Below are 26,832 nucleotides of genomic sequence, written 5' to 3' on the forward strand. Positions count from 1 at the left end.
TGCTCTTATTATTGGATACAGGGGACGTTACGTCCTCAGTATTAATCTCTGATTCACGCTCTGCAACCGGTTACTGTAACCGGTTTCCGTGAATGTGAAGGCGATCCAGAAATCGGCCATGTAGGATATTTGTTACTTAAGAGATATTTACAGCAGATAAATTCTTATGACAGATTACGCAGGATATTTGTCAGGAGGAAACAATGAGTTTGCAGTCTGTACAGCAGTTTTTTGCCGACAACGCGCCGGATATAGAAATCATTGAACTGAGTCAGAGTACCGCGACCGTTGCGCTGGCTGCTGCCGCTCATCGCGTTGAGCCGGGACAAATCGCCAAGACGTTATCGCTAAAAGTAAAAAATGAGGTGATTCTGGTAGTGGCGAAAGGCGATGCGCGTCTGGACAACAAAAAACTGAAAGATACCTTTGGTGCAAAAGCGCGCATGCTCAGTAGTGATGAAGTGGTGACGATTACAGGCCATCCCGTCGGGGGAGTCTGTCCGTTCGGGCTGGAAACCCCACTTTCTGTTTACTGCGATATTTCGTTAAAACAGTACGCGGAAGTGCTGCCCGCTGCAGGCGCCATCCACAGCGCCGTGCGCATTTCTCCAGACCGGATGGCTGAGCTGACGTCCGCAAAGTGGGTCGATGTATGCATTTAATTGATGTGCCAGAATGTATCTGGCGCATCAAAAAATCACCGATTATAAAAATGCCGGCGAGCCTGACACCGAACAGCGCATGTCTCTTGCCGGAAGATGAGTAAGAATATCCGCCGCATCAAGCAACCCTACGTCAGAATTCACCCCCAGTTTCACCATCGCATTAAACTTGTGCGCGCGGATGGTTTTAATATTGCGTTCAAGTTGTGTCGCGATTTCAGGAATGGAAAACCCGAAAGACATATACCGCAATATCGCCCGCTCCGTTGGGCTTAACAATCTGTTTTGATTGACATACCAGTGGTTCAGCATATTGTCATTGATATGATGCGTCTCTCTCAATAGCACCACCAGCTCCTCCTGCAGGTGGCTCAGCGGTACCGATTTACTCACAATGCCATGCAGACGAGAAGGCGACAGATGGCTTATCAGGCGCGCTTCCATGTCATCAGACGCAAGTACAATTCGCTGAATATCGCTATGGGTGAAAGCGAGATCCCGCAGGGAAGCCAGGCAGTTACGACGCTCTTCACGCGCATCCGAGAGCGAATAGATCACCGAGAAAAAAGAGATGTTGGTCAGCGCCTTTTTAAAGCTTTCGAACTGACTGAAGAGGTGCAGTCGATAATGGCTGAGCATCGGCATCGCAAAAAGATGCTGCAGCCCAACGGCACTCATTGTGCAATTTTCGATGACAGCGATATGTCCTGGTGTATCGGTTTTTTCCATTCCTCATACTCTCCATAGGCTGACATTAAACTCAGCTCTCTCATTCCCTGTGCACTGTTAATCCAGGCGTACATATCAGCATTGCTGCGCAGCGACAACCGTCGCATCGCACTGTTTTTCTGCGCACTGATCGTTTTGTTGCTCTTCTTGAGCAGGGTAGCAATTTGGTTAATTCCCCAGCCCTTACCTAGCAGGCGTAACACTTTGCGTTCAGAGTGGGTAAGCGCAACAAACGGTTCGTCTTCGGTTTCCGCCTCGGCGGGTTCAGGAGACAATAACGTCTGGCTTATCCGCTCCGCCCGCTCGCTACCTGCACGAATAGCATTAATCACGCCTTCAATCGGTTCCATTTCTGAAAGCAACGTGCTTTCCGGGCGCATAAGCAGTTCCACTGCAATGGGATAAAGGGGACGAGAGACCATAAAAATCCAGTGAATATCCCGGTATTGGTTCAGTAAGTTGTAATATTCTTCTAACGTTCCCCGGGGTTTCCTGTATTCACCTGAAATATCAGCAATAATGACATTAGCCCGGCGAAGCTGAAGTAACGTTAACTCCTGCAGCGAACGACAATAAGTCAATTCAAATTCTGGGAAATGGTTTGCCATAACGCTGCCTAACCCGTTTTGCATAACGGGTACCCTGCTAATAACTACGCCATGTTTACCATTCAATGACAACATAGACCCTCCGTGTCCATTTTTCATTTGATGAGTAGCGTCTAAACGCATCAAGATTTATGTTTTTTCGTCCCTGAGTGTAGACTGATTAATACAAGCAGAAGATGAGATATGTTCTTAGCTTAAGAAAGGCCTAAAACAACGCTAATATCTCACAAAGCGCAATTAAATTTAATTGCAAGAGCATTAAAATAATGAAAATATAAAATAAGAATAACTTAATACAAATATTCTATATTTCGACTCATACAAATTCGTCGTATTTATATTTAAACCTCATTCTCTTTCGCGAACCGGGCTGCAACTGTTTGCAGGAATCTTGATCTGACCCAGAGCAAGGGATACCGCACTCTGTGCTAAAAGTAAGCATCAGGGGCCAACAGGCAAGCGACTCACCAACACTTCGGGACACTACATGCAGGCAGAAATATCGATGCAGCGTGCCACCACGCGGCTGTGTATTCAGTGCGGACTTTTCCTGCTCCAGCACGGGGCGGAAAGCGCCCTGGTCGAGGAGCTTTCGACGCGTCTGGGGCTGGCATTGGGGATGGATAGCGTCGAAAGCGCGATTTCATCGAACGCTATCGTGCTGACCACCATCAAAGATGGCCAGTGCCTCACCTCTACCCGTAAAAACCACGACCGCGGCATTAATATGCATGTGGTAACCGAAGTGCAGCACATCGTCATTCTGGCTGAACATAAGCTGCTCGACCTGAAAGAGATAGAAAAACGGTTCAACCAAATCAAACCCCTACGTTATCCGCGCTGGCTGGTGGTTTTGATGGTGGGGTTATCGTGCGCCTGTTTTTGTAAGCTCAATAAAGGGGGCTGGGACGGCGCGTTCGTGACCTTCTGCGCCAGCAGCATCGCCATGTATGTACGCCAGGTACTGACGCACCGGCAGTTGCACCCGCAAATTAACTTCTGCATCACCGCGTTTGTTGCCACCACGGTGTCGGGGCTGCTGCTGCGCCTGCCGCAGTTTGCCAACACGCCCACTATCGCCATGGCCGCCAGCGTGCTTCTGCTGGTTCCGGGCTTCCCGCTGATTAACGCCGTTGCCGATATGTTTAAAGGGCACATCAATACCGGTCTGGCGCGCTGGGCGATTGCCAGCCTGCTTACGCTGGCAACCTGTATCGGCGTAGTGATGGCCATGACGCTGTGGGGGTTACGCGGATGGGCATAATAACGTTTCTGCTGGTACTGATGCAGGACATGATCCTGGCCGCCATTCCCGCCGTCGGCTTTGCGATGGTCTTCAACGTCCCGCAGCGCGCTTTGCCATGGTGTGCGCTGCTGGGCGCCATCGGTCATGGCTCGAGAATGATCATGATGACCGCTGGTTTTAACATCGAGTGGTCAACTTTTATGGCCTCCATGCTGGTCGGCAGCATTGGTATTCAGTGGTCGCGCTGGTATCTGGCGCACCCTAAGGTGTTCACCGTCGCGGCCGTCATCCCGATGTTCCCCGGCATTTCAGCCTATACGGCCATGATTTCAGCGGTAAAAATCAGCCACTTTGGCTACACCGAGCCACAGATGATCCTGCTTCTGAGCAACTTTCTTAAGGCCTCATCTATTGTTGGCGCACTCTCGATCGGGTTGTCGATCCCGGGGCTGTGGCTTTACCGCAAACGCCCGCGCGTTTGATGTTTGTGTTATTTCGCTGCCATGGGGATAATCTTTCTATTCCGTTTAGTGACGATAAGGAAAGGATGTGGCAAACCCTGGCAGCGAACTCCCTGAGCACAGTGAAGAATCCAGCCTGAAGGAAAAAATCTTTCAGAGCGCTATCGCCCTTTTTGCCGAATATGGGTTGAACGGCGCCCGCATGGAGCAGATCGCAGAGAAAGCAGGCACCACTAAACGGATGGTGGTTTACCATTTTAAGAACAAAGAAAATCTGTACCTTCTCGTTCTTGAGTACGTCTACACCCGGATCCGCGCCAGTGAAAAAGCGCTCAGCCTTGCAGAGATACCGCCGGTTGAAGCGCTGGTGCACCTGGTGGAAGCCACCTTTGACTACCACGCAGACCACCCGGATTACATTCGTATTATCTGCATGGAGAACATGCAGCGTGGTCGCTTTATGCAGCAATCCAGCTACCTGCGCCAGGTCAACCGCAGCGCGCTCGACCTGCTCGACGATATCCTGCGGCGCGGAAAAGAAAAGCAGTTGTTCAGCCAGTCGGTTGACCCGCGGGATCTTCACCGCCTGATCAGCAGCTTCAGCTTCCACTATGTTGCCAACAGCTACACCTTTACGCTGCTGTTTGAAGAGGGAGCAGACGAGCAGGCTCAGCGCCAGCACTACCGGAAAATGGCCGTTCAGGTGGCGCTTCGTTATACCTGCCCATAAAATTGCTTGCAATTATATCGCGCACTATCTATATTCAACTCATGAACGCAAAAACGAACGACACCATCAACGCGCTTCTGCTGGATAACCAGCTCTGTTTTGCCCTCTATTCGGCAAACCTGGCGCTTAACAAGCTGTACCGGCAACTGCTGGCACCGCTGAACCTGACCTACCCGCAATACCTGGTGATGCTGGTACTGTGGGAGCAGGATGACATTACGGTGTCGGACATCGGTGAGCGGCTGTTCCTTGACTCTGCTACCCTGACGCCGCTGTTGAAGCGTCTGGAAAGCGCCGGGCTGATCAACCGTCAGCGTTCGCGTAAAGATGAACGCCAGGTCGCCGTCACGCTGAGCGATGCGGGACGTGAGCTGCAGCAGCAGGCCTCCGGGATCCCCCACGCGGTGGGATGCGCAGCGCAATGTGACACTGACACCATGCTGGCACTCAAGCAGCAGCTTGAACTTTTGCGACATCAGTTACATCACGCGTAAGGCTATACTTTACGCGTATTTATTTACCCAAATAAATCGTGTGCTATTTAATAGCACACACTAACGTAAGATGAGGAACCTGCCATGTCTTTAGAAAAAGTTGTCTACACTGCCAAAGCAAAAGCGACCGGAGGCCGTGACGGCCGCGCAACCTCTTCCGATGGCGTCCTGGACGTCAAACTGGGTGTGCCAAAAGAGATGGGCGGCATGGGGGGCGAAGTGACCAACCCTGAACAGCTGTTTGCTGCCGGCTACTCTGCCTGTTTCCTGGGGGCGATGAAATTTGTGGCTGCACGCGACAAATTTACGCTGCCAAAAGAGGCCTTCATTGAAGGTGAAGTGGGCATTGGTCCACTGCCAACCGGTTTTGGTATCGAAGCCAAACTGAACATTCACGTTGAAGGCATGGATCCTGCAGAAGCCAAAAAACTGGTGGATGCCGCGCACATTGTGTGCCCGTACTCTAACGCGACCCGCGGCAACATCGACGTGACCCTGAATATCATCGCGTGATAAATGCCTGATGGCGCTGCGCTTATCAGGCCTACGACTGTAGCCCCGGTAAGCGCAGCGCCACCGGGGAAATCCCCTCCATTCCCTCATCCTCTCTGTGCTACCATAAGCCCATATCACGCCCGTAGTAATCAGTAGAGAAAGCGTTATGTCCTCCAGAATTCTGACCACCAGCATTGCTGGTATTGATGCCTTTATGCGCGATCCCCGCGGTGTGTTGACGCACGCCGAAGGCGGCACGCTTGCAGTGTTGGCCGATAACGCCCCGGCGTTTTACGCCCTCACCCCGGAGCGTCTGGCGCAGCTTCTGGAGATAGAAGCGCGGTTGTCGCGCCCGGCAAGTGACGTCACGCTCGATAACCAGTTCTTTGAAGAGCCGGGTAACGCCCCCGTCACGGTGCCGATGGGGAAATTTGCCCTGTACGCGGGCTGGCATCCGGATGTGGATTTTCAGCGGCAGGCGGCATTGTGGGGCATTGCGCTGACGCAACCGGCTACCCCTGAGGAGCTTGCCGCCTTTATTGCCTGGTGGCAGGCAGAAGGCAAAGTCTTCACCCACATTCAGTGGCAGCAAAAGCTCGCCCGCCATCTGCAAATTAACCGCGCCAGCAATAACGGCCAGCCAAAACGCGATATCAACGCTTTTTCAGAACCGGATAAACAGATCCCTAATGGATTCCGAGGTGCGAAATGAAAAACGTCGGCGACCTGATGAAACGACTGCAAAAGATGATGCCAGCCAATGTGAAGCCTGCCTTCACAACGGGTGAAGAACTTCTGGCGTGGCAAAAAGAACAGGGTGAGATCCGCGCTGCCGCCCTCGCCCGTGAAAACCGGGCGATGAAAATGCAGCGTACCTTTAACCGCTCCGGTATTCGCCCCCTGCATCAGAACTGCTCATTCGATAACTATAAAATTGAGACCAACGGGCAGATGAACGCCCTGGCCGCCGCCCGGCAGTACGTGGACGAATTCGACGGCAACATCGCCAGCTTTATCTTCAGCGGTAAGCCCGGCACCGGTAAAAATCACCTGGCCGCCGCCATCTGCAACGAACTGCTTCTGCGTGGGAAATCGGTGTTAATCATTACCGTGGCCGATATCATGTCTGCCATGAAAGACACCTTCAGCAACCGTGAAACCAGCGAAGAGCAGTTGCTTAACGATCTGAGCAATGTGGATTTGCTGGTTATTGACGAGATCGGTGTTCAAACCGAATCCCGCTATGAAAAGGTGATCATTAACCAGATTGTCGATCGCCGCTCTTCTTCCAAGCGTCCCACCGGCATGCTGACCAACCACAATATCGACGAGATGACCCGCTTACTGGGCGAGCGCGTGATGGATCGCATGAAGCTGGGCAACAGCCTCTACGTCATCTTTGACTGGGAAAGCTATCGCAGCCGCGTCACCGGTAAAGAGTATTAAGACAGTTCCAGGAATCGCCGCCGGAGCGGAGGTATATACTGGACCGCTTCCGGCCCAAAACGGACCTTTTTGAGAAAGCCATTATGAAAAAACAGATTCTTTTCAGCACACTTTTAGGCGCCCTGCTGGTCACCGGCATGGCCCATGCCGCGTCATGGCAGGAGTCCCTCTCCAGCGCCGCCAGCGAACTCACCAAAGAGAGCGGCAGCACTCAGGGCGGGCTGTCAGCCTCTTCCCTCACCAGCCTGCTGGGCAATAGCTCCCAGAGTCTGAGTGCCGGCACCATGAACAACGCAGCAGGCATCCTGGAATACTGTGCGAAACAAAAACTGGCTTCCGTGACCGATGCGCAAAATGTGAAAAACCAGGTGCTCGGCAAGCTGGGTCTGGACACCCAGGAGCAGAAAGCCGACACCAACTACATGGACGGCATTCAGGGTCTGCTGAACGCGCAAAATGGTCAGCAGCTGAATCTGAGCACCCTTGGCAACTCATCTCTGGCGAAACAGGTGAAAACCAAAGCCTGCGATCTGGTGCTGAAACAAGGCGTTAATTTCATCTCCTGATCGGCCCCATTTCCTGCCACAACACGCCGCGTTTAATACGTTAGTCTTGCAACGCGGCGTGAAACCGGCATTTTCCCCTTCTGCCCTCGTCTCAGCATCCGTACAGCAGGATGCGACCGCCTTCAAAAAAACGATTTTCTAAACCAATTCCTAACAACGGCACACTTTCGTGACACTAAAATTGCAGCTTAGCGACATCACCATTACATTGTATTACCCAAAAAATAATCAATTAGCCAGCGAAGCACCTGGCGTCATGAGGATATGCTGTTGTCAGAGTTAATGTCCCTTGCCCTTTTTCTGGCCTCCATCGGCGTTTACGCCTGGAAAGCTGGCCGTAACACCTGGTGGTTTATCGCCACGCTGGTGGTGCTCGGCATTTTTATTGTTTTAAACATTACGCTCTACGCCAGCGATTACTTTACCGGAGACGGGATAAACGATGCGGTGCTCTACACCCTGACCAATAGCCTGACGGGCGCGGGCGTGGGTAAATATATCCTCCCCGGTCTGGGCCTGGTGCTGGCGCTGGTGACCATTTTTGGCGCGCTCGCCTGGGTGCTGCGCCGCCGCCGTCATCTTCCGCACCACCATGGCTACAGCCTGCTGGCGCTTTTCCTTGCGCTGGCCTCCGTGGATGCCAGCCCGGCATTTCATCAGATCACCGAGCTGGTGAAATCCCAGTCGCGCGACGGTGACCCGGATTTCGTGGCGTACTATAAAGAGCCATCGAAAACGATAGCCAACCCGAAGCTTAATCTGGTGTACATCTACGGTGAGAGTCTGGAGAGGACCTATTTCGATAACGACGCCTTCCCGAACCTGACGCCGGATCTGGGCGCGCTGAAAAACGAAGGCCTCGACTTCAGTCACACCATGCAGCTGCCCGGCACCGACTACACCATTGCCGGAATGGTTGCCTCCCAGTGCGGCATTCCTCTGTTTGCCCCCTTTGAAGGCAACGCCTCAGCTTCAATGTCGAGCTTCTTCCCGCAGAATATCTGCCTGGGCGACATCCTGAAAAACTCCGGTTACGAGAACTATTTTGTCCAGGGGGCCAACCTGCGCTTTGCCGGGAAAGATGTGTTCCTGAAATCACACGGGTTTGATCATCTGTACGGCTCAGAAGAGTTAAAAACGACCGTCGCCGACCCCACTTACCGCAACGACTGGGGCTTCTACGACGATACCGTGCTGGAGGAGACCTGGAAAAAATTCGAAGAACTGTCCCGCGCCGGGAAACGCTTCTCCCTCTTTGCCCTGACGGTAGATACTCACCATCCTGACGGTTTCGTCTCGCGCACCTGCAAGCGCAAACGCTACGACATTGACGGCAAAGATAATAAATCCTTCAGCGCCGTCACCTGTAGCCAGGAGCATATCGCCGCCCTTGTTCAGAAAATCAAAACCTCACCCTGGTTCAAAAACACGGTGATCGTGGTCTCTTCAGACCATCTGGCGATGAAAAACAGCGCGTGGGATCAGCTGAACAAACAGGATCGCAGCAACCTGTTCTTCGTTCTGCGCGGCGACACACCGCAGCAGGAGGTAATCGCCACCAAGCGTAATTCGATGGATAACGGCGCCACGGTGCTGGATATTCTTGGCGGTGACAACTTTATTGGCCTGGGCCGCAGCACGCTGTCGGGACAATCGCTGTCCGAAGTGTTCCTCAACATGAAGGAAAAAATCCTCGCCTGGAAGCCGGATATCATTCGTCTGTGGAACTTCCCGAAAGAGATGAAAGACTTTACTATCGATCAGGATAAAAAAACGATCGCCTTCTCAGGCAGCCACTTCCGGCTGCCGCTGCTGCTGCGCGTGTCAGATAACCGCGTTGAGCCGCTGCCCGAAAGCGAATACTCGGCGCCGCTGCGCTTCCAGCTGGCGGAGTTTGCCCCGCGAGATAACTTTGTCTGGGTCGATAAGTGCTACAAAATGGGCCAGCTCTGGTCGCCGCCGCTGGCGCTGTCGACGGACTGGTGCGTCTCTCAGGGGCAGCTTGGCGGGGAGCAAACCGTGCAGCACGTGGACAAGCCAGTATGGAAGGGCAAAACCGCCTTCAGGGATACGGTTATCGATACCGCCCGCTATCAGCGCAACATTGATATGCTGAAAATCGTCGACAACGATATTCGTTATAAAGCGGACAGCTTTATCTTCAACGTCGCCGGTGCGCCGGAAGAGGTTAAACAGTTCAGCGGTATCTCTCGTCCGGAGTCCTGGGGACGCTGGTCCAACGCACAGCTGGGCAATGAGGTAAAAATTGAGTATGCCCACCCCTTGCCGCAGAAATTCGACCTGGTGATCACCGCCAAAGCGTATGGCGCTAATGCTAACCGCCCTGTTCCGGTACGCGTGGGCGACAGCGAGCAAACGCTGACCCTTGGCAACGAAGTCAGCACCACCACGCTGCATTTCGATAATCCTTCACGGAGTAATACCCTGGTGATTGTGCCGCCAGAGCCGCAATCCACCAATGAAGGCAATATTCTCGGCCACTCACCGCGCGAGCTCGGGATTGGCATGGTCGAAATTAAAATCGTGGGTAACGCAGGCTAATGCGTGTCGGCCTTAACATCACCGTTCGCCCAACACGCCCCGGTGACGTCACCGCCCTGCCCGCCATAGAACGCGCGGCGGGCGAGCGTTTCCGGGATTACCCGGAACTCGCCTGGCTTGCAGAGGGCGAGGTCATTTCCGCTGAGCAGCATCTCGACTACGCCGAACGCGGACTGAGCTGGCTGGCGCTGGCCAACGACCAGCCGGTCGGTTTTATCCTCGCAGAATTGCATGCTTCGTCGCTGTTCATCGTGGAGCTTTCGGTGCATCTGGACTGGCAGGGAAAAGGGATCGGCCGACGGCTCATCGCCTGTGTCGCTTACCAGGCCCGCAAAAGGGGGCTGGCATCGCTGACGCTGACAACCTTCCGGGACGTGCCGTGGAATGCGCCGTTCTATGCGCGGCTGGGGTTTGAAATGATAACGACGCTGACGCCTGAACTGCGTGAAAAACGCGAAGAAGAGACGGCGCACGGTTTAGCGTATGACGCTCGCTGTGCCATGCGCCTGCCTCTGTAATATCGCCCGGTGGCGCACCGCCATTGCGTAGGCCGGGTAAGGCGTAGCCGCCACCCGGCATCACACAGCGTTAGAAGGTTTCCCAGTTATCGCCCGCATCCGCGGTCGCCGGTTTACGCATCACCACCGGTGCAGCAACGCTTTTGGCAGCGGCAAACTCACGTGCTTTCATCTGCTCCTGCTGAATACGGAACACCGCGACGGCCTGCGTCAGGCGGCTCGCCTGCTCTTCCAGCGCCGCAGCGGCAGCAGCAGACTCTTCCACCAGCGAGGCGTTCTGCTGAGTCACGCGATCCATCTCCGCCACCGCCAGACCAACCTGATCGATACCGCGGCTCTGCTCATCAGAGGCAGAGGCGATTTCGCCCATGATATCGGTCACGCGGGTCACCGCATTAACGATTTCACCCATCGTTTCACCGGCGCTTTCCACCAGCGTTGAGCCCACTTCCACACGACCGACGGAGTCTTCAATCAGGCTCTTGATCTCACGGGCAGCCTGGGCACTGCGCTGGGCCAGGTTACGTACTTCACCTGCCACGACGGCGAATCCGCGACCCTGCTCACCCGCACGTGCAGCTTCAACCGCCGCGTTCAGTGCCAGAATGTTGGTCTGGAAGGCAATACCGTCAATCACGCTGATAATATCGGCGATTTTCTGCGAACTGCCCGCGATGTCGCGCATGGTTTGCACCACGTTATCCACCACTTTCCCGCCCTTCTGTGCGGTTTCAGACGCACTCAGCGCCAGGTTGCTCGCCTGGCGGGCATTCTCGGCGTTCTGCTTCACGGTCGCCGTCAGCTGCTCCATGCTGGCTGCGGTCTCTTCCAGGGAAGCGGCCTGCTGTTCCGTACGGGAAGAGAGATCGTTATTGCCCATCGCGATTTCGCTCGCGCCGCTGTAGATGGCGTTTGCGCCGTTACGCACGTCACCAACGGTACGCACCAGTTCGCTCTGCATATGACGCAGCGAGTCGGCCAGCTCACCCATCTCGTTAGCGCCTTCCACTTCAATGCGCTTCACCAGATCGCCGCTGGCGATATGGCGGATGTTGTCGATGAGACGGGTCAGCGGAGAGATCAGCGCCTGCTTGATACCCAGCCACACGCCCACGATGACCACCAGCACAACCATCAGCACGCTGATCAGCACCCAGATCGCCTGGCTGTAAGAGCTGTTGCTGTTTTCCACCGCCATCTGATACAGCTTATCGTTCTGCAGCAGGTAGTTCACATACTGCTTCTCAAAACCATCCTGATAGCTCTGGGTAGGCTGATCGAAGAAAGCGTTAATTTTGCCTGCCCCCAGCAGCTGAATCAGCTCCGCCAGCGCGCCGTGATAAATATCGTAGTTACGCTTAATTTCCATCGCTTCAGCGTCGCTCTGACGCGGATCGCGCGGCAGGGCTTCGTAGGCGGCCCAGTTTTTTTCCGCCTGTTTCAATGACACAGAGGCAATTTGCATCAGATCGTTCACGGTCGCGCCGCTACCGATATTGTTCTGATCCATCATGTAGCGGATGCCCGCGCGGTTCAGGGTGTTACGGGTTTGCAGCAACGCCACCCAGCTGGCGTTCAGCGTGGATTGTTGCTGGCGAATGGTTTGCAGGACGGTGAAATTCTCTTTGTCATGCTTCAGGGCATTGAAGAAAAGACCACCGGAGGTCAGTTGTAAAAGGCCAAATATCGCTAAAACCAGCATTAAGCTGGTGACAATCTTGATACGGTTTAACATGTTTTCTCTTCCTTCAGACAGATACAGAATTTTCGGCCTGGAAAGGGAAAACTTTACGAAAATCATCCTTTAATTTGTGGTTTTTACTCTTCGTCACGCGCTGCGTTATGGCGGTTTCCCAGCGCGATAAACTCCTCAAGCAGCGCCGTCAGCTGTTTCATCTTCTCCGGCGTATATTCCGCCTCTATTTGCTGGTACGCCTCTTCCACCTGCGCCTGAGCGTGCTCGTACAGCGCGTTGCCCTCTTTGGTCAGCGACACGTACAGTTTGCGCTGGTCATTGACCGGTTTTAAGCGCAGCACCAGACCGTCGCGCTCCATGCGCGTCAGAATGCCCGTCAGGCTCGGGCGCAATATGCAGGTCCGAAACGCCAGATCGTGAAAATCCATCGAGGGATGTTCAGCCAGTACGCGCACAATGCGCCACTGCTGCTCGGTCAGGTTATGCCGCTTCACAATTGGTCGGAAGTAGGACATTGCCGCTTCCCGCGCCTGCAACAGGGCGATAGTTAAAGAATCATGCATAGCCACTCCCGCTTATTGTTAACAAGTAAACAATTCAAAATCGCTGTTTTAATCAACTGCTTTTTGACCATCGAAAAGTCTAACAGAAACAACAGCACTTTATTAACACGATGATAAATATATCATTTTAAACGAAAGTGTAAATTTATTGTTATTCATATCACAAATATTTCACTTCTGATTGCGAAATAATCAGCAAAAGCATAAAACCAGATCATTAACATATTAACAAAATCAACGCCGGCGTTCCGGCCTGAGGAGTATGTCAATGAAAGGTACCGTTTTTGCCGTGGCGCTGAACCACCAAAGCCAGCGCGACGCCTGGGCTGAGGCGTTTGAAAAAGCCCCTTACAACACCCCGCCGAAAACCGCGGTGTGGTTTATCAAGCCACACAACACGGTGATCCGCGCAGGTGAACCCATCCCGTTCCCGCAGGGTGAGACGGTGCTGAGCGGCGCAACCGTCGCGCTGGTGGTGGGCAAAACGGCCAGCAAAGTTCGCGTCGAGGATGCGGCGGCCTACATCGCCGGATACGCGCTGGCCAACGAGGTAAGCCTGCCGGAAGAGAGCTTTTATCGTCCGGCAATCAAAGCCAAATGCCGGGACGGGTTTTGTCCGCTGGGTGAGCTGGTCGCCGTCGACAACGTGGATAACCTGACTATCATCACCGAAATCAACGGCCGCGAAGCGGACCACTGGAACACCGCCGGGCTACAGCGCAACGCCGCCGAACTGCTGAGCGCCCTGAGCGAGTTCGCGACCCTGAATCCGGGCGATGCGATCTTGCTCGGCACGCCGCAAAGCCGCGTCGAGATCCGCCCGGGCGATCGGGTACGCATTCTGGCGGAAGGGTTCCCGGCACTGGAAAACCCGGTGGTGGATGAACGCGACGTGGCGATGGCTCAGGGCGCGCACCCTCACCCCACGCTGTTCGCCCTCGGCCTGAACTACGCCGATCACGCCAGCGAGCTGGCATTCACGCCACCGACCGAGCCGCTGGTATTTATCAAAGCGCCCAATACCTTCAACGGCGACAACCAGACCTCGGTACGCCCGGACAACGTTGAGTACATGCACTACGAGGCGGAGCTGGTGGTGGTCATCGGCAAAACCGCGCGTAAGGTCAGTGAAGCCGAGGCGATGGATTTTGTTGCGGGCTACACGGTCTGTAACGACTACGCCATTCGCGACTATCTCGAAAATTACTACCGCCCGAATCTGCGGGTCAAAAGCCGCGACGGGTTAACCCCCATCAGCCCCAACATCGTGCCAAAAGCAGCCATTCCCGATCCGCATAACTTAACCCTGCGCACCTTCGTCAACGGTGAATTACGTCAGGAAGGGACCACGGCGGATCTGATCTTCAGCATCCCATACCTGATTGCATACCTGAGCGAATTCATGACTCTGCAGCCGGGCGACATGATCGCCACCGGCACGCCAAAAGGACTGTCCGACGTGGTACCGGGGGATGAAGTGGTGGTGGAAGTGGAAGGCGTGGGTCGCCTGGTAAACCGGATTGTGAGTGAGGAGACGGCAAAATGAAAAAGATTAACCACTGGATCAACGGCAAAAACGTGGCGGGAAGCGACTACTTCCACACCACCAATCCGGCCTCCGGCGAGGTGCTGGCAGAAGTCGCCGCCGGCGGGGAAGCGGAAATCCATCAGGCCGTGGCGGCAGCAAAAGAGGCTTTCCCAAAGTGGGCCAACCTGCCGATGAAAGAGCGTGCGCGTCTGATGCGTCGCCTGGGCGATCTGATTGACCAGAACGTGCCGGACATTGCCGCGATGGAAACCGCCGACACCGGCCTGCCCATCCACCAGACCAAAAACGTGCTTATCCCGCGCGCCTCGCACAACTTTGAGTTCTTCGCCGAAGTGTGCCAGCAGATGAACGGCAAAACCTACCCGGTTGACGACAAGATGCTGAACTACACCCTGGTGCAGCCGGTGGGCGTCTGCGCGCTGGTGTCGCCGTGGAACGTGCCGTTTATGACCGCCACCTGGAAGGTCGCCCCATGCCTGGCGTTGGGGAATACCGCCGTGCTGAAGATGTCTGAACTCTCGCCGCTGACCGCCGACCGTCTGGGCGAACTGGCGCTGGAGGCGGGTATTCCGGCGGGCGTGCTGAACGTGGTGCAGGGCTATGGCGCCACGGCAGGCGATGCGCTGGTGCGCCATCACGACGTGCGGGCCGTCTCCTTCACCGGCGGCACCGCCACCGGGCGCAATATCATGAAAAACGCCGGGCTGAAGAAATACTCCATGGAGCTGGGCGGCAAATCCCCGGTACTGATTTTTGAAGATGCCGACATTGAGCGCGCGCTGGACGCCGCCCTGTTCACCATCTTCTCCATCAACGGCGAGCGCTGCACCGCGGGCTCGCGCATTTTCATCCAGCAGAGCATCTACCCGGAATTCGTCAAACGCTTCGCCGAGCGCGCCAACCGCCTGCGCGTGGGCGATCCGACCGATCCGAACACCCAGATTGGCGCACTGATTAGCCAACAGCACTGGGAGAAAGTCTCCGGCTATATCCGCCTGGGCATTGAGGAGGGCGCGACCCTGCTGGCGGGCGGCCCGGACAAACCGGCCGACCTGCCTGCGCACCTGAAAGGCGGTAACTTCCTGCGCCCGACGGTGCTGGCGGATGTCGACAACCGCATGCGCGTGGCGCAGGAGGAGATCTTCGGCCCGGTAGCATGCCTGCTGCCGTTCAAGGACGAAGCGGAAGGGCTACGCCTGGCCAACGACGTGGAGTACGGCCTGGCGTCGTACATCTGGACCCAGGACGTCAGCAAAGTGCTGCGTCTGGCGCGCAATATCGAAGCGGGCATGGTGTTCGTGAATACCCAGAACGTGCGCGATCTGCGCCAGCCGTTTGGCGGCGTGAAGGCCTCCGGCACCGGGCGCGAAGGCGGCGAGTACAGCTTTGAGGTGTTCGCGGAGATGAAGAACGTCTGCATCTCCATGGGCGACCATCCGATTCCAAAATGGGGGATCTAAAATGGGAAAGTTAGCGTTAGCGGCAAAAATCACGCACGTACCGTCAATGTATCTCTCTGAGCTGCCGGGTAAAAACCACGGCTGCCGTCAGGGGGCCATCGACGGGCACAAAGAGATCGGCAAGCGCTGCCGCGAGCTGGGCGTCGACACCATCATCGTCTTCGACACCCACTGGCTGGTGAACAGCGCCTATCACATCAACTGTGCGGACCATTTTTCAGGCATCTACACCAGTAACGAGCTGCCGCACTTTATCCGCGACATGACCTACGACTACGACGGCAACCCGGAGCTCGGGCAGTTGATCGCCGACGAGGCGGTCAAGCTTGGCGTGCGCGCCAAAGCGCACAACATCCCGAGCCTGAAGCTGGAGTACGGCACGCTGGTGCCGATGCGCTACATGAACGCGGATAAGCACTTCAAAGTGGTCTCCATCTCGGCGTTCTGCACGGTTCACGACTTCGCCGACAGCCGCAGGCTGGGCGAGGCCATCGTCAGCGCCATCGAAAAGTATGATGGCACCGTGGCGGTGCTCGCCAGCGGCTCACTGTCGCACCGCTTTATCGACGACCAGCGTGCGGAAGAAGGGATGAACAGCTACACCCGCGAGTTCGACCGCCAGATGGACGAACGGGTGGTGAAGCTATGGCGCGAAGGCCAGTTCAAAGAGTTCTGCAGCATGCTGCCGGAGTACGCCGATTACTGCTACGGCGAGGGCAACATGCACGACACGGTGATGCTGCTGGGTATGCTCGGCTGGGACAAATACGACGGCAAGGTTGAATTCCTCACCGAGCTGTTCGCCAGCTCCGGTACCGGCCAGGTTAACGCCGTTTTCCCGCTGCCCGCGTAAGGAGCCACCATGCCGCATTTTATCGCTGAATGTACCGACAACATCCGCGAGCAGGCCGACCTGCCGGGGCTGTTCGCCAAAGTGAACGAGGCGCTGGCCGCCACCGGCATTTTTCCTATCGGCGGTATCCGCAGCCGCGCCCACTGGCTGGATACCTGGCAGATGGCGGACGGCAAGCAGGAGTACGCCTTTGTGCATATGACGCTGAAGATTGGCGCCGGGCGCAGCCTGGAGAGCCGCGAGGCCGTGGGGGAGATGCTGTTTGCGCTGATCAAAGCGCATTTTGCCAACCTCATGGCCGCCCGCTATCTGGCGCTGTCGTTTGAGCTCGATGAACTGCACCCGACGCTCAATTACAAACAAAACAACGTACACGCGTTGTTTAAGTAATACCGTCCCCTCTCCCACAGGGAGAGGGTTAGGGTGAGGGGAAATCTCTGCGGCCCGATGCCCTCACCCCGTCCCTCTCCCAAAGGGAGAGGGAGAAAACAAACATAAAACAGGATATCGCCATGCTCGACAAACACACCCATACCCTGATCGCCCACCGCCTACATCAGGCGGAGCAGTCCCGGGAGCAGATCCGCGCGATCTCGCTGGAGTACCCGGAGATCACGATTGAAGACGCCTACGCCGTACAGCGCGAATGGGTGAACCTGAAAATCGCCGAAGGCCGCGTGCTGAAAGGCCACAAGATCGGCCTCACCTCAAAAGCGATGCAGGCCAGCTCGCAGATCAGCGAGCCGGACTACGGTGCGCTGCTGGACGATATGTTCTTCCACGACGGCAGCGACATCCCCGTCGATCGCTTTATCGTCCCGCGCATTGAGGTGGAGCTGGCTTTCGTGCTGGCAAAACCGCTGCGCGGCCCCAACTGCACGATCTTCGACGTCTACAACGCCACGGATTACGTGATCCCCGCGCTGGAGCTGATCGACGCCCGCTGCCACAACGTTGACCCGGAAACCCAGCGCCCGCGCAAGGTGTTCGACACCATCTCCGATAACGCCGCCAACGCGGGCGTGATCCTCGGCGGCCGTCCGATTAAGCCCGACGAGCTGGATCTGCGCTGGATCTCCGCCCTGCTCTATCGCAACGGCGTGATCGAAGAGACCGGCGTCGCCGCAGGCGTGCTCAACCACCCGGCTAACGGTGTGGCGTGGCTGGCCAACAAACTTGCCCCCTACGACGTGCAGCTTGAGCCAGGGCAGATCATCCTCGGCGGTTCGTTTACCCGTCCGGTCGCGGCCAGCAGAGGCGATACCTTCCACGTGGACTACGGCAACATGGGCTCCATCAGTTGCCGCTTTGTCTAGGAGATAACCATGCAAAACGCATTCAAAACGGCGCTGAAAGCCGGAAAGCCGCAGATTGGTTTATGGCTGGGGCTGACCAGCAGCTACAGCGCCGAACTGCTGGCGGGGGCTGGTTTCGACTGGCTGCTGATTGACGCCGAACATGCGCCGAACACCGTGCAGACCGTCTTAACCCAGCTGCAGGCCATCGCCCCTTATCCGAGCCAGCCGGTCGTCCGCCCGTCGTGGAACGATCCGGTGCAGATCAAACAGCTGCTGGATGTGGGCGCGCAAACCCTGCTGGTACCGATGGTACAAAACGCCGAAGAAGCCCGTCTGGCGGTCCGTTCCACGCGCTATCCGCCTGCGGGTATTCGCGGCGTGGGCAGCGCCCTGGCGCGGGCCTCGCGCTGGAACCGCATCCCGGACTACCTGCACCAGGCCAACGACGCCATGTGCGTGCTGGTGCAAATCGAAACCCGCGAGGCGCTAAAAAACCTGCCGCAGATCCTGGATGTGGACGGCGTCGACGGGGTGTTTATCGGCCCGGCGGATCTGAGCGCCGACATGGGCTTTGCCGGTAATCCTCAGCACCCGGAAGTGCAGGCGGCCATTGAACAGGCGATCGCGCAAATCCTGAGCGCCGGCAAAGCGCCCGGCATCCTGATGGCCAACGAGCAGCTGGCAAAACGTTATCTCGAACTCGGTGCGTTGTTTGTCGCCGTCGGCGTCGACACCACCCTGCTCGCCCGCAGCGCCGAAGCGCTGGCGGCACGTTTTATCGATCACCCGGTTACGTCAGTTAATAACAATAAATCCGTCTACTAAACGTAAGATCTGGAGCGCACCATGACGACCTCTACCCTGCAAGATAATAAAGCTGTTGAACATCGCGTTATAAATAAGCTGTTCCGTCGTTTGATCGTGTTTCTCTTTATCCTGTTTGTCTTCTCGTTTCTCGATCGCATCAACATTGGCTTTGCCGGGCTGACGATGGGCAAAGATCTGGGCCTCACCTCCACGATGTTTGGCCTGGCCGCGACGCTCTTTTACGTCACCTACGTGTTGTGCGGGATCCCGAGCAACATCATGCTGGCGAAGATCGGCGCCCGGCGCTGGATCGCCGGGATCATGGTGGTGTGGGGGATCGCGTCCACCTGCACCATGTTCGCCACCAGCCCGGAAACGCTCTATGTGCTGCGCATGCTGGTGGGCATTGCCGAGGCTGGCTTCCTGCCGGGGATTTTGGTCTATCTCACCTGGTGGTTCCCGGCCTATCACCGCGCCCGCGCCAACGCGCTGTTTATGATTGCCATGCCGGTAACCATGATGCTCGGCTCTATTCTTTCCGGCTACATCCTGGCGATGGACGGGCTGTGGAACCTGAAAGGCTGGCAGTGGCTGTTCCTGCTGGAAGGGTTGCCGTCGGTGGTGCTCGGCGTGGTGACCTGGTTCTACCTTAACGACACCCCGGATCAGGCCAGCTGGCTGGATTATGAAGAAAAGCAAACGCTGAAAACCATGATCGCCCGTGAGCAAGAGCTGGCGGTGGCGCATGCCGCCACGCCGCGTTCAACGCTGCGTGAAGTCCTGACTCCGGCGGTACTGCTCTATACGCTGGCCTATTTCTGCCTGACGAACACGCTGAGTGCGATCAACATCTGGACGCCGCAGATCCTGCAAAGCTTCAACACCGGCAGCAGCAACATTGTGATCGGCCTGCTGGCGGCGATCCCGCAGTTTTGCACCATCCTCGGCATGATCTGGTGGAGCCGTCGCTCCGACAGGCTGAAAGAGCGAAAAAAGCACACCATCCTGCCGTATCTCTTCGCGGCGGCGGGATGGATGCTGGCCTCGGCCACCGATCACAGCCTGATCCAACTGCTTGGCATCATCATGGCCTCAACCGGATCGTTTACCGCCATGGCGATATTCTGGACCACGCCGGATCAGGTTATTAGCCTGCAGTCCCGTGCGGTGGCGCTGGCGGTGATCAACGCTATCGGCAACGTCGGATCCGCCGTCAGCCCGCTGCTGATCGGCATTCTGCGTGATGCTACCGGCAGCTTCAGCTCCGGGCTGTGGTTCGTCGCCGGGCTGCTGGTGGTGGGCGCGCTGGTGCTGACGCGGATCCCAATGACCCGCCAGGAAAGCCTCGGACGCGATCCGGGGATGGCGGCACAGAAGATCCACTGAGGAGGAGCTATGTGCCAGAGCCCCGTCGCCAATATCGATATCAGCAAAGAGTACGACGAAAGTCTGGGCACCGACGATGTGCACTATCAGTCGTTCGCCCGCATGGCGGCCTTTTTTGGCCGCGACATGCAGGCGCATCGTCACGACCAGTATTTTCAGATGCACTTTCTTGATACCGGGCAGATAGAACTCCAGCTCGACGATCATCGCTACTCGGTACAGGCTCCGCTGTTCGTCATTACCCCGCCGTCGGTGCCACACGCGTTTATCACCGAATCCGACAGCGATGGCCACGTTCTGACGGTACGCGAGGATCTCATCTGGCCGCTGCTGGAGGTGCTCTACCCCGGCACGCGAGAAGCGTTTGGCTTGCCGGGAATCTGCCTGTCGCTGGCCGATAAGCCCGACGAGCTGGCGGCGCTCAGGCACTACTGGCAGCTGATTGCCAGGGAATCCACCGGGCAACTTCCTGGGCGCGAGCATACCCTGGTGCTGCTCGCGCAGGCGGTCTTTACCCTGCTGCTGCGTAACGCCAGGCTCGACGACCACGCTTCAGGCGGCATGCGCGGTGAGTTAAAACTGTTCCAGCGCTTTACCCAGTTGATTGACACCCACTATCATCAGCACTGGACGGTGCCGGACTACGCCTGTGAACTCCACCTGACCGAATCCCGCCTGACCGATATCTGCCGCCGCTTCGCCAACCGTCCGCCGAAACGGCTGATCTTCGACCGCCAGCTGCGCGAAGCCAGACGGCTGTTGCTCTTTTCCGACAGTACGGTCAGCGAGATTGCGTGGCAGTTGGGCTTTAAGGATCCGGCCTATTTTGCCCGCTTTTTCAATCGCCTGACGGGCTGCTCGCCCAGCGCGTATCGGGCGCAGAAAGTACCGGTGTCGTAATCCCCCGGTGGCGCTACGCTTACCGGGGCTACGGTCCGTAGGGCGGGTAAGCGTAGCGCCACCCGCCTAAAAGCCGCACAGATCACAAAACCACATCTCACCCGAAAAGTACCTGCCGTTGTCCCAATCGTCCCTTCACGTTCCGCCCCTCTCACGCTTCAATTAAACAACAAAAACAAAACATAAATTTAACAAACCAATTCCGATACGAGGTCCCTATGAAGCCTGAAGAGTTCCGCGCTGATACCAAACGCCCGTTAACCGGCGAAGAGTATTTAAAAAGCCTGCAGGATGGCCGCGAGATTTATATCTACGGCGAGCGCGTTAAAGACGTCACCACCCATCCGGCGTTTCGCAATGCGGCGGCCTCCATCGCGCAGATGTACGACGCGCTGCACAAACCGGACATGCAGGATACGCTGTGCTGGGGCACCGACACCGGCAGCGGCGGTTACACCCATAAGTTCTTCCGCGTGGCGAAAAGCGCCGACGACCTGCGTCAGCAGCGGGACGCCATCGCCGAGTGGTCTCGCCTGAGCTACGGCTGGATGGGCCGCACGCCGGACTACAAAGCCGCGTTCGGCTGCGCGCTCGGCGCAAACCCGGCCTTCTACGGCCAGTTTGAGCAAAATGCCCGTAACTGGTATACCCGCATTCAGGAAACCGGCCTGTACTTTAACCACGCTATCGTCAACCCGCCTATCGACCGCCACAAACCGGCGGACGAGGTGAAAGACGTCTATATCAAGCTGGAAAAAGAGACCGACGCCGGGATCATCGTCAGCGGCGCCAAAGTGGTTGCCACCAACTCCGCGCTGACCCACTACAACATGATCGGCTTTGGCTCCGCGCAGGTGATGGGCGAAAACCCGGACTTTGCGCTGATGTTCGTCGCGCCAATGGACGCCGAAGGGGTGAAGCTGATCTCCCGCGCCTCCTACGAGATGGTGGCTGGCGCTACCGGCTCGCCGTACGACTACCCGCTCTCCAGCCGTTTTGATGAGAACGACGCGATCCTGGTGATGGATAATGTACTCATCCCATGGGAAAACGTGCTGATCTACCGCGATTTCGACCGCTGCCGTCGCTGGACTATGGAAGGCGGTTTTGCCCGCATGTACCCGCTGCAGGCCTGCGTGCGTCTGGCGGTGAAGCTCGACTTCATCACCGCCCTGCTGAAAAAATCGCTGGAGTGTACCGGCACCCTGGAGTTCCGCGGCGTGCAGGCAGATCTCGGCGAAGTGGTCGCCTGGCGCAATATGTTCTGGGCGCTGAGCGACTCCATGTGTTCCGAAGCCACGCCGTGGGTGAACGGTGCGTACCTGCCGGATCACGCGGCGCTGCAAACCTATCGCGTGATGGCGCCAATGGCCTACGCGAAGATTAAAAACATCATCGAACGCAACGTCACCAGCGGGCTGATCTACCTGCCATCCAGCGCACGGGATCTGAACAACCCGCAGATCGATCAGTATCTGGCGAAGTACGTGCGCGGCTCCAACGGTATGGATCACGTCGAACGCATCAAGATTTTGAAGCTGATGTGGGATGCCATCGGCAGCGAATTTGGCGGCCGTCACGAGCTGTATGAGATCAACTACTCCGGCAGCCAGGACGAAATTCGCCTGCAGTGTCTGCGCCAGGCGCAAAGCTCCGGCAACATGGACAAAATGATGGCGATGGTCGACCGCTGCATGTCTGAGTACGACCAACACGGCTGGACGGTGCCACACCTGCACAACAACAGCGATATCAACATGCTGGACAAGCTGCTGAAATAACGCAGCGGGAGGTTTCAATGCATTCAGATGAACAACGCCTGCGTTTTCGCGACGCCATGGCCAGCCTGTCGGCCGCGGTGAATGTCATCACCACGGCGGGCGATGCCGGACGCTGCGGGATCACCGCCACTGCCGTCTGCTCGGTAACGGATTCCCCGCCGTCGGTCATGGTCTGTATCAACGCCAACAGCGCCATGAACCCGGTGTTTCAGGGCAACGGCAAACTGTGCGTGAATGTGCTCAACCACGAGCAGGAGATCATGGCTCGCCACTTTGCCGGTATGACCGGGATGGCTATGGAGGAGCGCTTTACCCTCTCCTGTTGGCAGAAAGGTCCTCTGGCGCAACCGGTGCTGAAAGGGGCGCTGGCAAGCCTGGAAGGCGAGATAAGTCAGGTGCAAACCATCGGCACGCATCTGGTTTATCTTGTTGAAATTAAAAATATCATCCTCAGTGAAGAGGGCCACGGCCTGATCTATTTCAAACGCCGTTTCCACCCGGTAATGATGGAGCCGGAAGCAGCCGTGTGATCCCCTCCCGCGCTGGCCCTCCTGAGGCCAGCGCGCCTTTCTGCAAAAATTCCTAAGGTTTCCGCTAAATCACGCCGTTATATAGCCATAAGAGAAATTTTCTGTGCCTGAATACTGACACGCTGTGTCAGTGCTACCCGCATCATTCAGCGCATACCCTAATATACAGGAAGACCTTATGGCTAAAACGACGCGGAGCCGCTCGGCTGAACGTCTGGTCGATATTCTCCTTGAGCTACATTTAAACGGTGTGATAAACCGCAGTGCGCTGATGGAGAAATTTAATATTACCGAGCGTACCGTCTACCGGGATTTAAATGCGCTCTCCCCGATTGTGGAACATACCGGAAACGGGCTATATCGGCTGATCCATTCCGCGCAATCGCCCGGCGGACAAGGATTACACCATACCCTTGCTAACTTCCTGAATGCTGATAGTTTTTTCCCCGAAAGAAACGCGGAGTTTTGGGAGAAACTCGAAAACCGCGTTGACGAAAATCATATTCTTATTCTCGCCAACGAGGCGGAGCACACGGCGGAACGTGATATTCGTCGCCATTTATCCAACATTGAAAAATCGATTAAAAACTGTAATGTTTGCCAGATCGTTTATAAAGGCAAAACCCGGCTGATTAACCCCTATAAACTCATTAACAAAAAAAATATATGGTATTTACAAGCTACCGAAAATAGCCGGTTAAAATCCTTCTCATTGAGTCAGATTCGCTGGCTTGATATTCAGAAACGCACCTTTACGCCGGACGAAAATGTGATCGGGCTGTTGGAAAAAAACCTCGATCCGTGGGTATCGGAAGATACTTTCGAGGTGAAAATATTTATTAAGGATAATATTTCACACTACTTCCTGCGCCGCGATCTCCTCCCGGCACAAGAGCTGCTGGAGGAGCAACACGACGGCGTGACGCTGCGCTGTCAGGCAGCACATGAAAACCAGATCCTGCCGCTGCTGTTCTACTGGTTACCCAACATTCAGATCCTGGAGCCAGCCTGGCTTAAGGAAAAGCTGGTTAAAACGCTGGAAGGCTACCTGGCGGGGAGCGCAGCCACGGTAACCGGGTGATCTGTATCACATTATTTCTCCCGCTGGCGGCGAGCCTGAACCACTCGCCGCCCCCTTTGACCGCTCACCAGGCACTTTCAACCACTCACCCATTTTCTCCCCTTTACGCGCGCAAGCTTCTGGCACGATCGCTCCAGCATTACTCAATACCTCCTCACAACGAACCCTGACCCTTTTTTCTTTACATAAAAAACCAGGTCTTACTATGGATACTAAAAAACTACTGAAGCACGTGCCCTGGGCCTTACTCGGGATCCTCGGCGCTTTCTGTCTGGCGGTTGTCGCATTACGCCGGGGCGAACACGTAAGCGCCCTGTGGATCGTGGTCGCGTCGGTTTCCGTCTACCTTGTGGCTTATCGCTACTACAGCTTATACATCGCGCAGAAGGTCATGAAACTCGACCCGACGCGTGCCACCCCGGCGGTCATTAACAATGACGGCCTGAACTACGTGCCAACCAACCGCTATGTGCTGTTTGGTCACCACTTTGCCGCCATTGCAGGCGCTGGCCCGCTGGTCGGCCCGGTACTGGCCGCGCAGATGGGCTACCTGCCGGGTACCCTGTGGCTGCTCGCTGGTGTAGTGCTGGCGGGTGCGGTGCAGGACTTTATGGTGCTGTTTATCTCCTCGCGCCGTAACGGTTCGTCGCTGGGTGAGATGATCAAAGAAGAGATGGGCCGCGTGCCGGGTACCATCGCCCTCTTCGGCTGCTTCCTGATTATGATCATCATCCTCGCGGTGCTGGCATTAATCGTGGTGAAAGCGCTGGCTGAAAGTCCGTGGGGCGTCTTTACCGTCTGCTCTACCGTGCCGATTGCGCTGTTCATGGGGATCTACATGCGCTTCCTGCGCCCTGGCCGCGTCGGCGAGGTGTCGGTCATTGGTATCGTGCTGCTGGTTGCCTCAATCTACTTCGGCGGTGTGATTGCGCACGACCCGTACTGGGGTCCGGCGCTGACCTTCAAAGACACCACCATCACCTTTGCCCTGATTGGTTACGCGTTTATCTCTGCCCTTCTGCCGGTATGGCTGATTCTGGCTCCGCGTGACTATCTGGCGACCTTCCTGAAAATCGGCGTCATCGTCGGGCTGGCGATCGGTATTGTGATCATCAACCCTGAACTGAAAATGCCGGCGGTGACCCAGTACATTGACGGTACCGGTCCGCTGTGGAAAGGCGCCCTGTTCCCGTTCCTGTTTATCACCATCGCCTGTGGTGCCGTTTCTGGCTTCCACGCGCTGATCTCCTCCGGCACCACGCCGAAGCTGATGGCCAACGAAACCGACGCGCGTTTCATCGGTTACGGTGCCATGCTGATGGAATCCTTCGTGGCGATCATGGCGCTGGTGGCTGCGTCTATCATCGAACCGGGTCTTTACTTCGCGATGAACACCCCGCCGGCAGGCCTGGGCATCACCATGCCAAATCTGCATGAGATGGGCGGTGACAACGCGGCGCTGATTATGGCGCAGTTGAAGGACGCCAGCGCCCACGCGGCGGCGACCGTCAGCTCCTGGGGCTTTGTGATTTCGCCTGAGCAGATCATGCAGACCGCGAAAGACATCGGCGAACCGTCCGTGCTGAACCGCGCCGGTGGCGCACCGACGCTGGCGGTAGGTATTGCACACGTGTTCCACAAAGTGCTGCCATGGGCGGACATGGGCTTCTGGTACCACTTCGGTATTCTGTTCGAAGCGCTGTTCATCCTCACCGCGCTGGACGCCGGTACCCGTGCAGGCCGCTTTATGCTGCAGGATCTGTTGGGGAACTTCGTGCCGTTCCTGAAGAAAACCGACTCTCTGGTGGCGGGCGCGCTGGGTACCGCGGGCTGCGTTGGCCTGTGGGGTTACCTGCTGTACCAGGGCGTTGTTGACCCACTCGGCGGCGTGAAGAGCCTGTGGCCGCTGTTCGGTATCTCTAACCAGATGCTGGCAGCCGTTGCCCTGGTGCTCGGCACCGTGGTACTGGTGAAGATGAAACGCACCAAATACATCTGGGTCACCGTTGTGCCTGCGCTGTGGCTGCTGCTCTGCACCACCTGGGCGCTGGGTCTGAAACTGTTCAGCAGCAACCCGCAGCTGGAAGGCTTCTTCTACATGGCTAACCAGTACAAAGCGAAAATTGCCGCCGGTGGCGCGGATCTCACCGCCCAGCAGATTGCCAACATGAACCATATCGTGGTGAACAACTACACCAACGCGGGTCTGAGCATTCTGTTCCTGGTGGTGGTGTACAGCATTATCTTCTACGGCATCAAAACCTGGATGAAAGTGCGTAACGCTGAAGGTCGAACGGACAAAGAGACCCCGTACGTGCCGGTACCGGAAGGCGGCGTGAAGACCTCTTCGCACCATTAATCCTGCATGTAACTGTAAGCCCGGATCGCTGCGCGCCACCGGGCTTTTTCTT

27 protein-coding genes are annotated in these 26,832 nt (G+C 56.4%); 23 read left to right on the plus strand and 4 right to left on the minus strand.

Features of this window, described 5'->3' with window-relative positions:
- The first annotated feature begins 203 nt into the window (after positions 1-203).
- Positions 204-662, plus strand: coding sequence for a YbaK/EbsC family protein (locus APU11_RS07060; RefSeq protein WP_058651133.1), 459 nt, complete (start codon positions 204-206; stop codon positions 660-662).
- 42 nt (positions 663-704) lie between these two features.
- Here the strand turns inward: APU11_RS07060 and bglJ are convergent, their stop codons facing one another.
- The gene (bglJ, locus tag APU11_RS07065) at positions 705-1,340 is read right to left on the minus strand and encodes a DNA-binding transcriptional activator BglJ (protein ID WP_013095473.1); all 636 of its coding nucleotides are present in this window, start codon (positions 1,338-1,340) and stop codon (positions 705-707) included.
- The gene (locus APU11_RS07070) at positions 1,337-2,074 is read right to left on the minus strand and encodes a LuxR C-terminal-related transcriptional regulator (protein WP_020688833.1); all 738 of its coding nucleotides are present in this window, start codon (positions 2,072-2,074) and stop codon (positions 1,337-1,339) included. The genes bglJ and APU11_RS07070 overlap by 4 nt, the downstream gene beginning before the upstream one ends.
- A gap of 412 nt (positions 2,075-2,486) precedes the next feature.
- Here APU11_RS07070 and APU11_RS07075 point away from each other — a divergent pair, with 412 nt between their 5' ends.
- The 10 genes from APU11_RS07075 to APU11_RS07120 all read left to right on the plus strand — a co-directional run bounded on the left by APU11_RS07075 (position 2,487) and on the right by APU11_RS07120 (position 10,517).
- The gene (locus tag APU11_RS07075; RefSeq protein WP_029882175.1) at positions 2,487-3,263 is read left to right on the plus strand and encodes a threonine/serine exporter ThrE family protein; all 777 of its coding nucleotides are present in this window, start codon (positions 2,487-2,489) and stop codon (positions 3,261-3,263) included.
- Positions 3,254-3,727 carry a threonine/serine exporter gene (locus tag APU11_RS07080; protein ID WP_058651134.1) on the plus strand — a complete coding sequence of 158 codons (474 nt, stop codon included), beginning with the start codon at positions 3,254-3,256 and terminating at the stop codon, positions 3,725-3,727. Before APU11_RS07075 ends, APU11_RS07080 begins: the two co-directional genes overlap by 10 nt.
- A gap of 67 nt (positions 3,728-3,794) precedes the next feature.
- Complete coding sequence (locus APU11_RS07085) at positions 3,795-4,436, plus strand: TetR family transcriptional regulator (RefSeq protein ID WP_029882177.1); 642 nt, start codon at positions 3,795-3,797, stop codon at positions 4,434-4,436.
- 41 nt (positions 4,437-4,477) lie between these two features.
- Positions 4,478-4,930 (plus strand): MarR family transcriptional regulator, encoded by a 453-nt coding sequence (locus APU11_RS07090; protein WP_058651183.1) that lies wholly within the window; start codon positions 4,478-4,480, stop codon positions 4,928-4,930.
- Between the two features lie 84 nt (positions 4,931-5,014).
- Positions 5,015-5,443: an organic hydroperoxide resistance protein gene (locus APU11_RS07095; RefSeq protein WP_013095463.1), complete on the plus strand. Its 429-nt coding sequence runs from the start codon at positions 5,015-5,017 to the stop codon at positions 5,441-5,443.
- A 148-nt stretch (positions 5,444-5,591) separates the two neighbouring features.
- Entirely contained in the window at positions 5,592-6,137 is a 546-nt protein-coding gene (dnaT, locus tag APU11_RS07100; RefSeq protein WP_014830554.1) for a primosomal protein DnaT, read from the plus strand.
- Positions 6,134-6,871, plus strand: a complete 738-nt coding sequence (gene dnaC, locus APU11_RS07105) for a DNA replication protein DnaC (protein WP_013095461.1) — start codon at positions 6,134-6,136, stop codon at positions 6,869-6,871. The genes dnaT and dnaC overlap by 4 nt, the downstream gene beginning before the upstream one ends.
- A gap of 83 nt (positions 6,872-6,954) precedes the next feature.
- Positions 6,955-7,437: a DUF2501 domain-containing protein gene (locus tag APU11_RS07110; protein ID WP_013095460.1), complete on the plus strand. Its 483-nt coding sequence runs from the start codon at positions 6,955-6,957 to the stop codon at positions 7,435-7,437.
- Between the two features lie 270 nt (positions 7,438-7,707).
- Positions 7,708-9,999, plus strand: coding sequence for a phosphatidylglycerol--membrane-oligosaccharide glycerophosphotransferase (gene opgB / locus APU11_RS07115; RefSeq protein ID WP_058662023.1), 2,292 nt, complete (start codon positions 7,708-7,710; stop codon positions 9,997-9,999).
- A complete protein-coding gene (locus tag APU11_RS07120) occupies positions 9,999-10,517 on the plus strand; it encodes a GNAT family N-acetyltransferase (RefSeq protein ID WP_045902510.1) in 519 nt (172 codons plus the stop codon). Before opgB ends, APU11_RS07120 begins: the two co-directional genes overlap by 1 nt.
- 70 nt (positions 10,518-10,587) lie before the next feature.
- Here APU11_RS07120 and tsr read toward each other — a convergent pair whose 3' ends face one another.
- Together tsr and hpaR are read right to left on the minus strand one after the other, a co-directional pair.
- Positions 10,588-12,252: a methyl-accepting chemotaxis protein gene (gene tsr, locus APU11_RS07125; RefSeq protein ID WP_013095457.1), complete on the minus strand. Its 1,665-nt coding sequence runs from the start codon at positions 12,250-12,252 to the stop codon at positions 10,588-10,590.
- A gap of 83 nt (positions 12,253-12,335) precedes the next feature.
- Positions 12,336-12,776: a homoprotocatechuate degradation operon regulator HpaR gene (gene hpaR / locus APU11_RS07130; RefSeq protein ID WP_013095456.1), complete on the minus strand. Its 441-nt coding sequence runs from the start codon at positions 12,774-12,776 to the stop codon at positions 12,336-12,338.
- Positions 12,777-13,044: 268 nt separating this feature from the next.
- Here hpaR and hpaG point away from each other — a divergent pair, with 268 nt between their 5' ends.
- The 12 genes from hpaG (at position 13,045) to APU11_RS07190 (ending at position 26,780) form a co-directional block, all read left to right on the plus strand.
- Positions 13,045-14,322, plus strand: a complete 1,278-nt coding sequence (gene hpaG, locus APU11_RS07135) for a 4-hydroxyphenylacetate degradation bifunctional isomerase/decarboxylase (protein ID WP_013095455.1) — start codon at positions 13,045-13,047, stop codon at positions 14,320-14,322.
- The gene (gene hpaE, locus APU11_RS07140; RefSeq protein ID WP_013095454.1) at positions 14,319-15,785 is read left to right on the plus strand and encodes a 5-carboxymethyl-2-hydroxymuconate semialdehyde dehydrogenase; all 1,467 of its coding nucleotides are present in this window, start codon (positions 14,319-14,321) and stop codon (positions 15,783-15,785) included. The genes hpaG and hpaE overlap by 4 nt, the downstream gene beginning before the upstream one ends.
- A gap of 1 nt (position 15,786) precedes the next feature.
- Positions 15,787-16,638: a 3,4-dihydroxyphenylacetate 2,3-dioxygenase gene (hpaD, locus tag APU11_RS07145; protein WP_013095453.1), complete on the plus strand. Its 852-nt coding sequence runs from the start codon at positions 15,787-15,789 to the stop codon at positions 16,636-16,638.
- A gap of 9 nt (positions 16,639-16,647) precedes the next feature.
- A complete protein-coding gene (locus tag APU11_RS07150; RefSeq protein ID WP_040020166.1) occupies positions 16,648-17,028 on the plus strand; it encodes a 5-carboxymethyl-2-hydroxymuconate Delta-isomerase in 381 nt (126 codons plus the stop codon).
- Between the two features lie 122 nt (positions 17,029-17,150).
- On the plus strand, positions 17,151-17,954 hold the full coding sequence (hpaH, locus tag APU11_RS07155; protein WP_038981112.1) for a 2-oxo-hept-4-ene-1,7-dioate hydratase: 804 nt from the start codon (positions 17,151-17,153) through the stop codon (positions 17,952-17,954).
- A 9-nt stretch (positions 17,955-17,963) separates the two neighbouring features.
- On the plus strand, positions 17,964-18,761 hold the full coding sequence (gene hpaI / locus APU11_RS07160; RefSeq protein ID WP_038981110.1) for a 4-hydroxy-2-oxoheptanedioate aldolase: 798 nt from the start codon (positions 17,964-17,966) through the stop codon (positions 18,759-18,761).
- Positions 18,762-18,782: 21 nt separating this feature from the next.
- On the plus strand, positions 18,783-20,129 hold the full coding sequence (hpaX, locus tag APU11_RS07165) for a 4-hydroxyphenylacetate permease (RefSeq protein ID WP_040020168.1): 1,347 nt from the start codon (positions 18,783-18,785) through the stop codon (positions 20,127-20,129).
- A 9-nt stretch (positions 20,130-20,138) separates the two neighbouring features.
- Positions 20,139-21,029: a 4-hydroxyphenylacetate catabolism regulatory protein HpaA gene (gene hpaA / locus APU11_RS07170; protein ID WP_045295466.1), complete on the plus strand. Its 891-nt coding sequence runs from the start codon at positions 20,139-20,141 to the stop codon at positions 21,027-21,029.
- A 218-nt stretch (positions 21,030-21,247) separates the two neighbouring features.
- Complete coding sequence (gene hpaB / locus APU11_RS07175) at positions 21,248-22,810, plus strand: 4-hydroxyphenylacetate 3-monooxygenase, oxygenase component (protein WP_013095447.1); 1,563 nt, start codon at positions 21,248-21,250, stop codon at positions 22,808-22,810.
- Positions 22,811-22,827: 17 nt separating this feature from the next.
- Positions 22,828-23,340, plus strand: coding sequence for a 4-hydroxyphenylacetate 3-monooxygenase reductase subunit (locus APU11_RS07180; RefSeq protein ID WP_013095446.1), 513 nt, complete (start codon positions 22,828-22,830; stop codon positions 23,338-23,340).
- A 178-nt stretch (positions 23,341-23,518) separates the two neighbouring features.
- On the plus strand, positions 23,519-24,421 hold the full coding sequence (locus tag APU11_RS07185) for a WYL domain-containing protein (protein WP_020688847.1): 903 nt from the start codon (positions 23,519-23,521) through the stop codon (positions 24,419-24,421).
- Between the two features lie 205 nt (positions 24,422-24,626).
- Complete coding sequence (locus APU11_RS07190; protein WP_058651136.1) at positions 24,627-26,780, plus strand: carbon starvation CstA family protein; 2,154 nt, start codon at positions 24,627-24,629, stop codon at positions 26,778-26,780.
- Positions 26,781-26,832 lie beyond the last annotated feature (52 nt).

It is taken from the genome of Enterobacter sp. 50793107 (assembly GCF_001463365.1).
GTDB lineage: Bacteria > Pseudomonadota > Gammaproteobacteria > Enterobacterales > Enterobacteriaceae > Enterobacter > Enterobacter cloacae.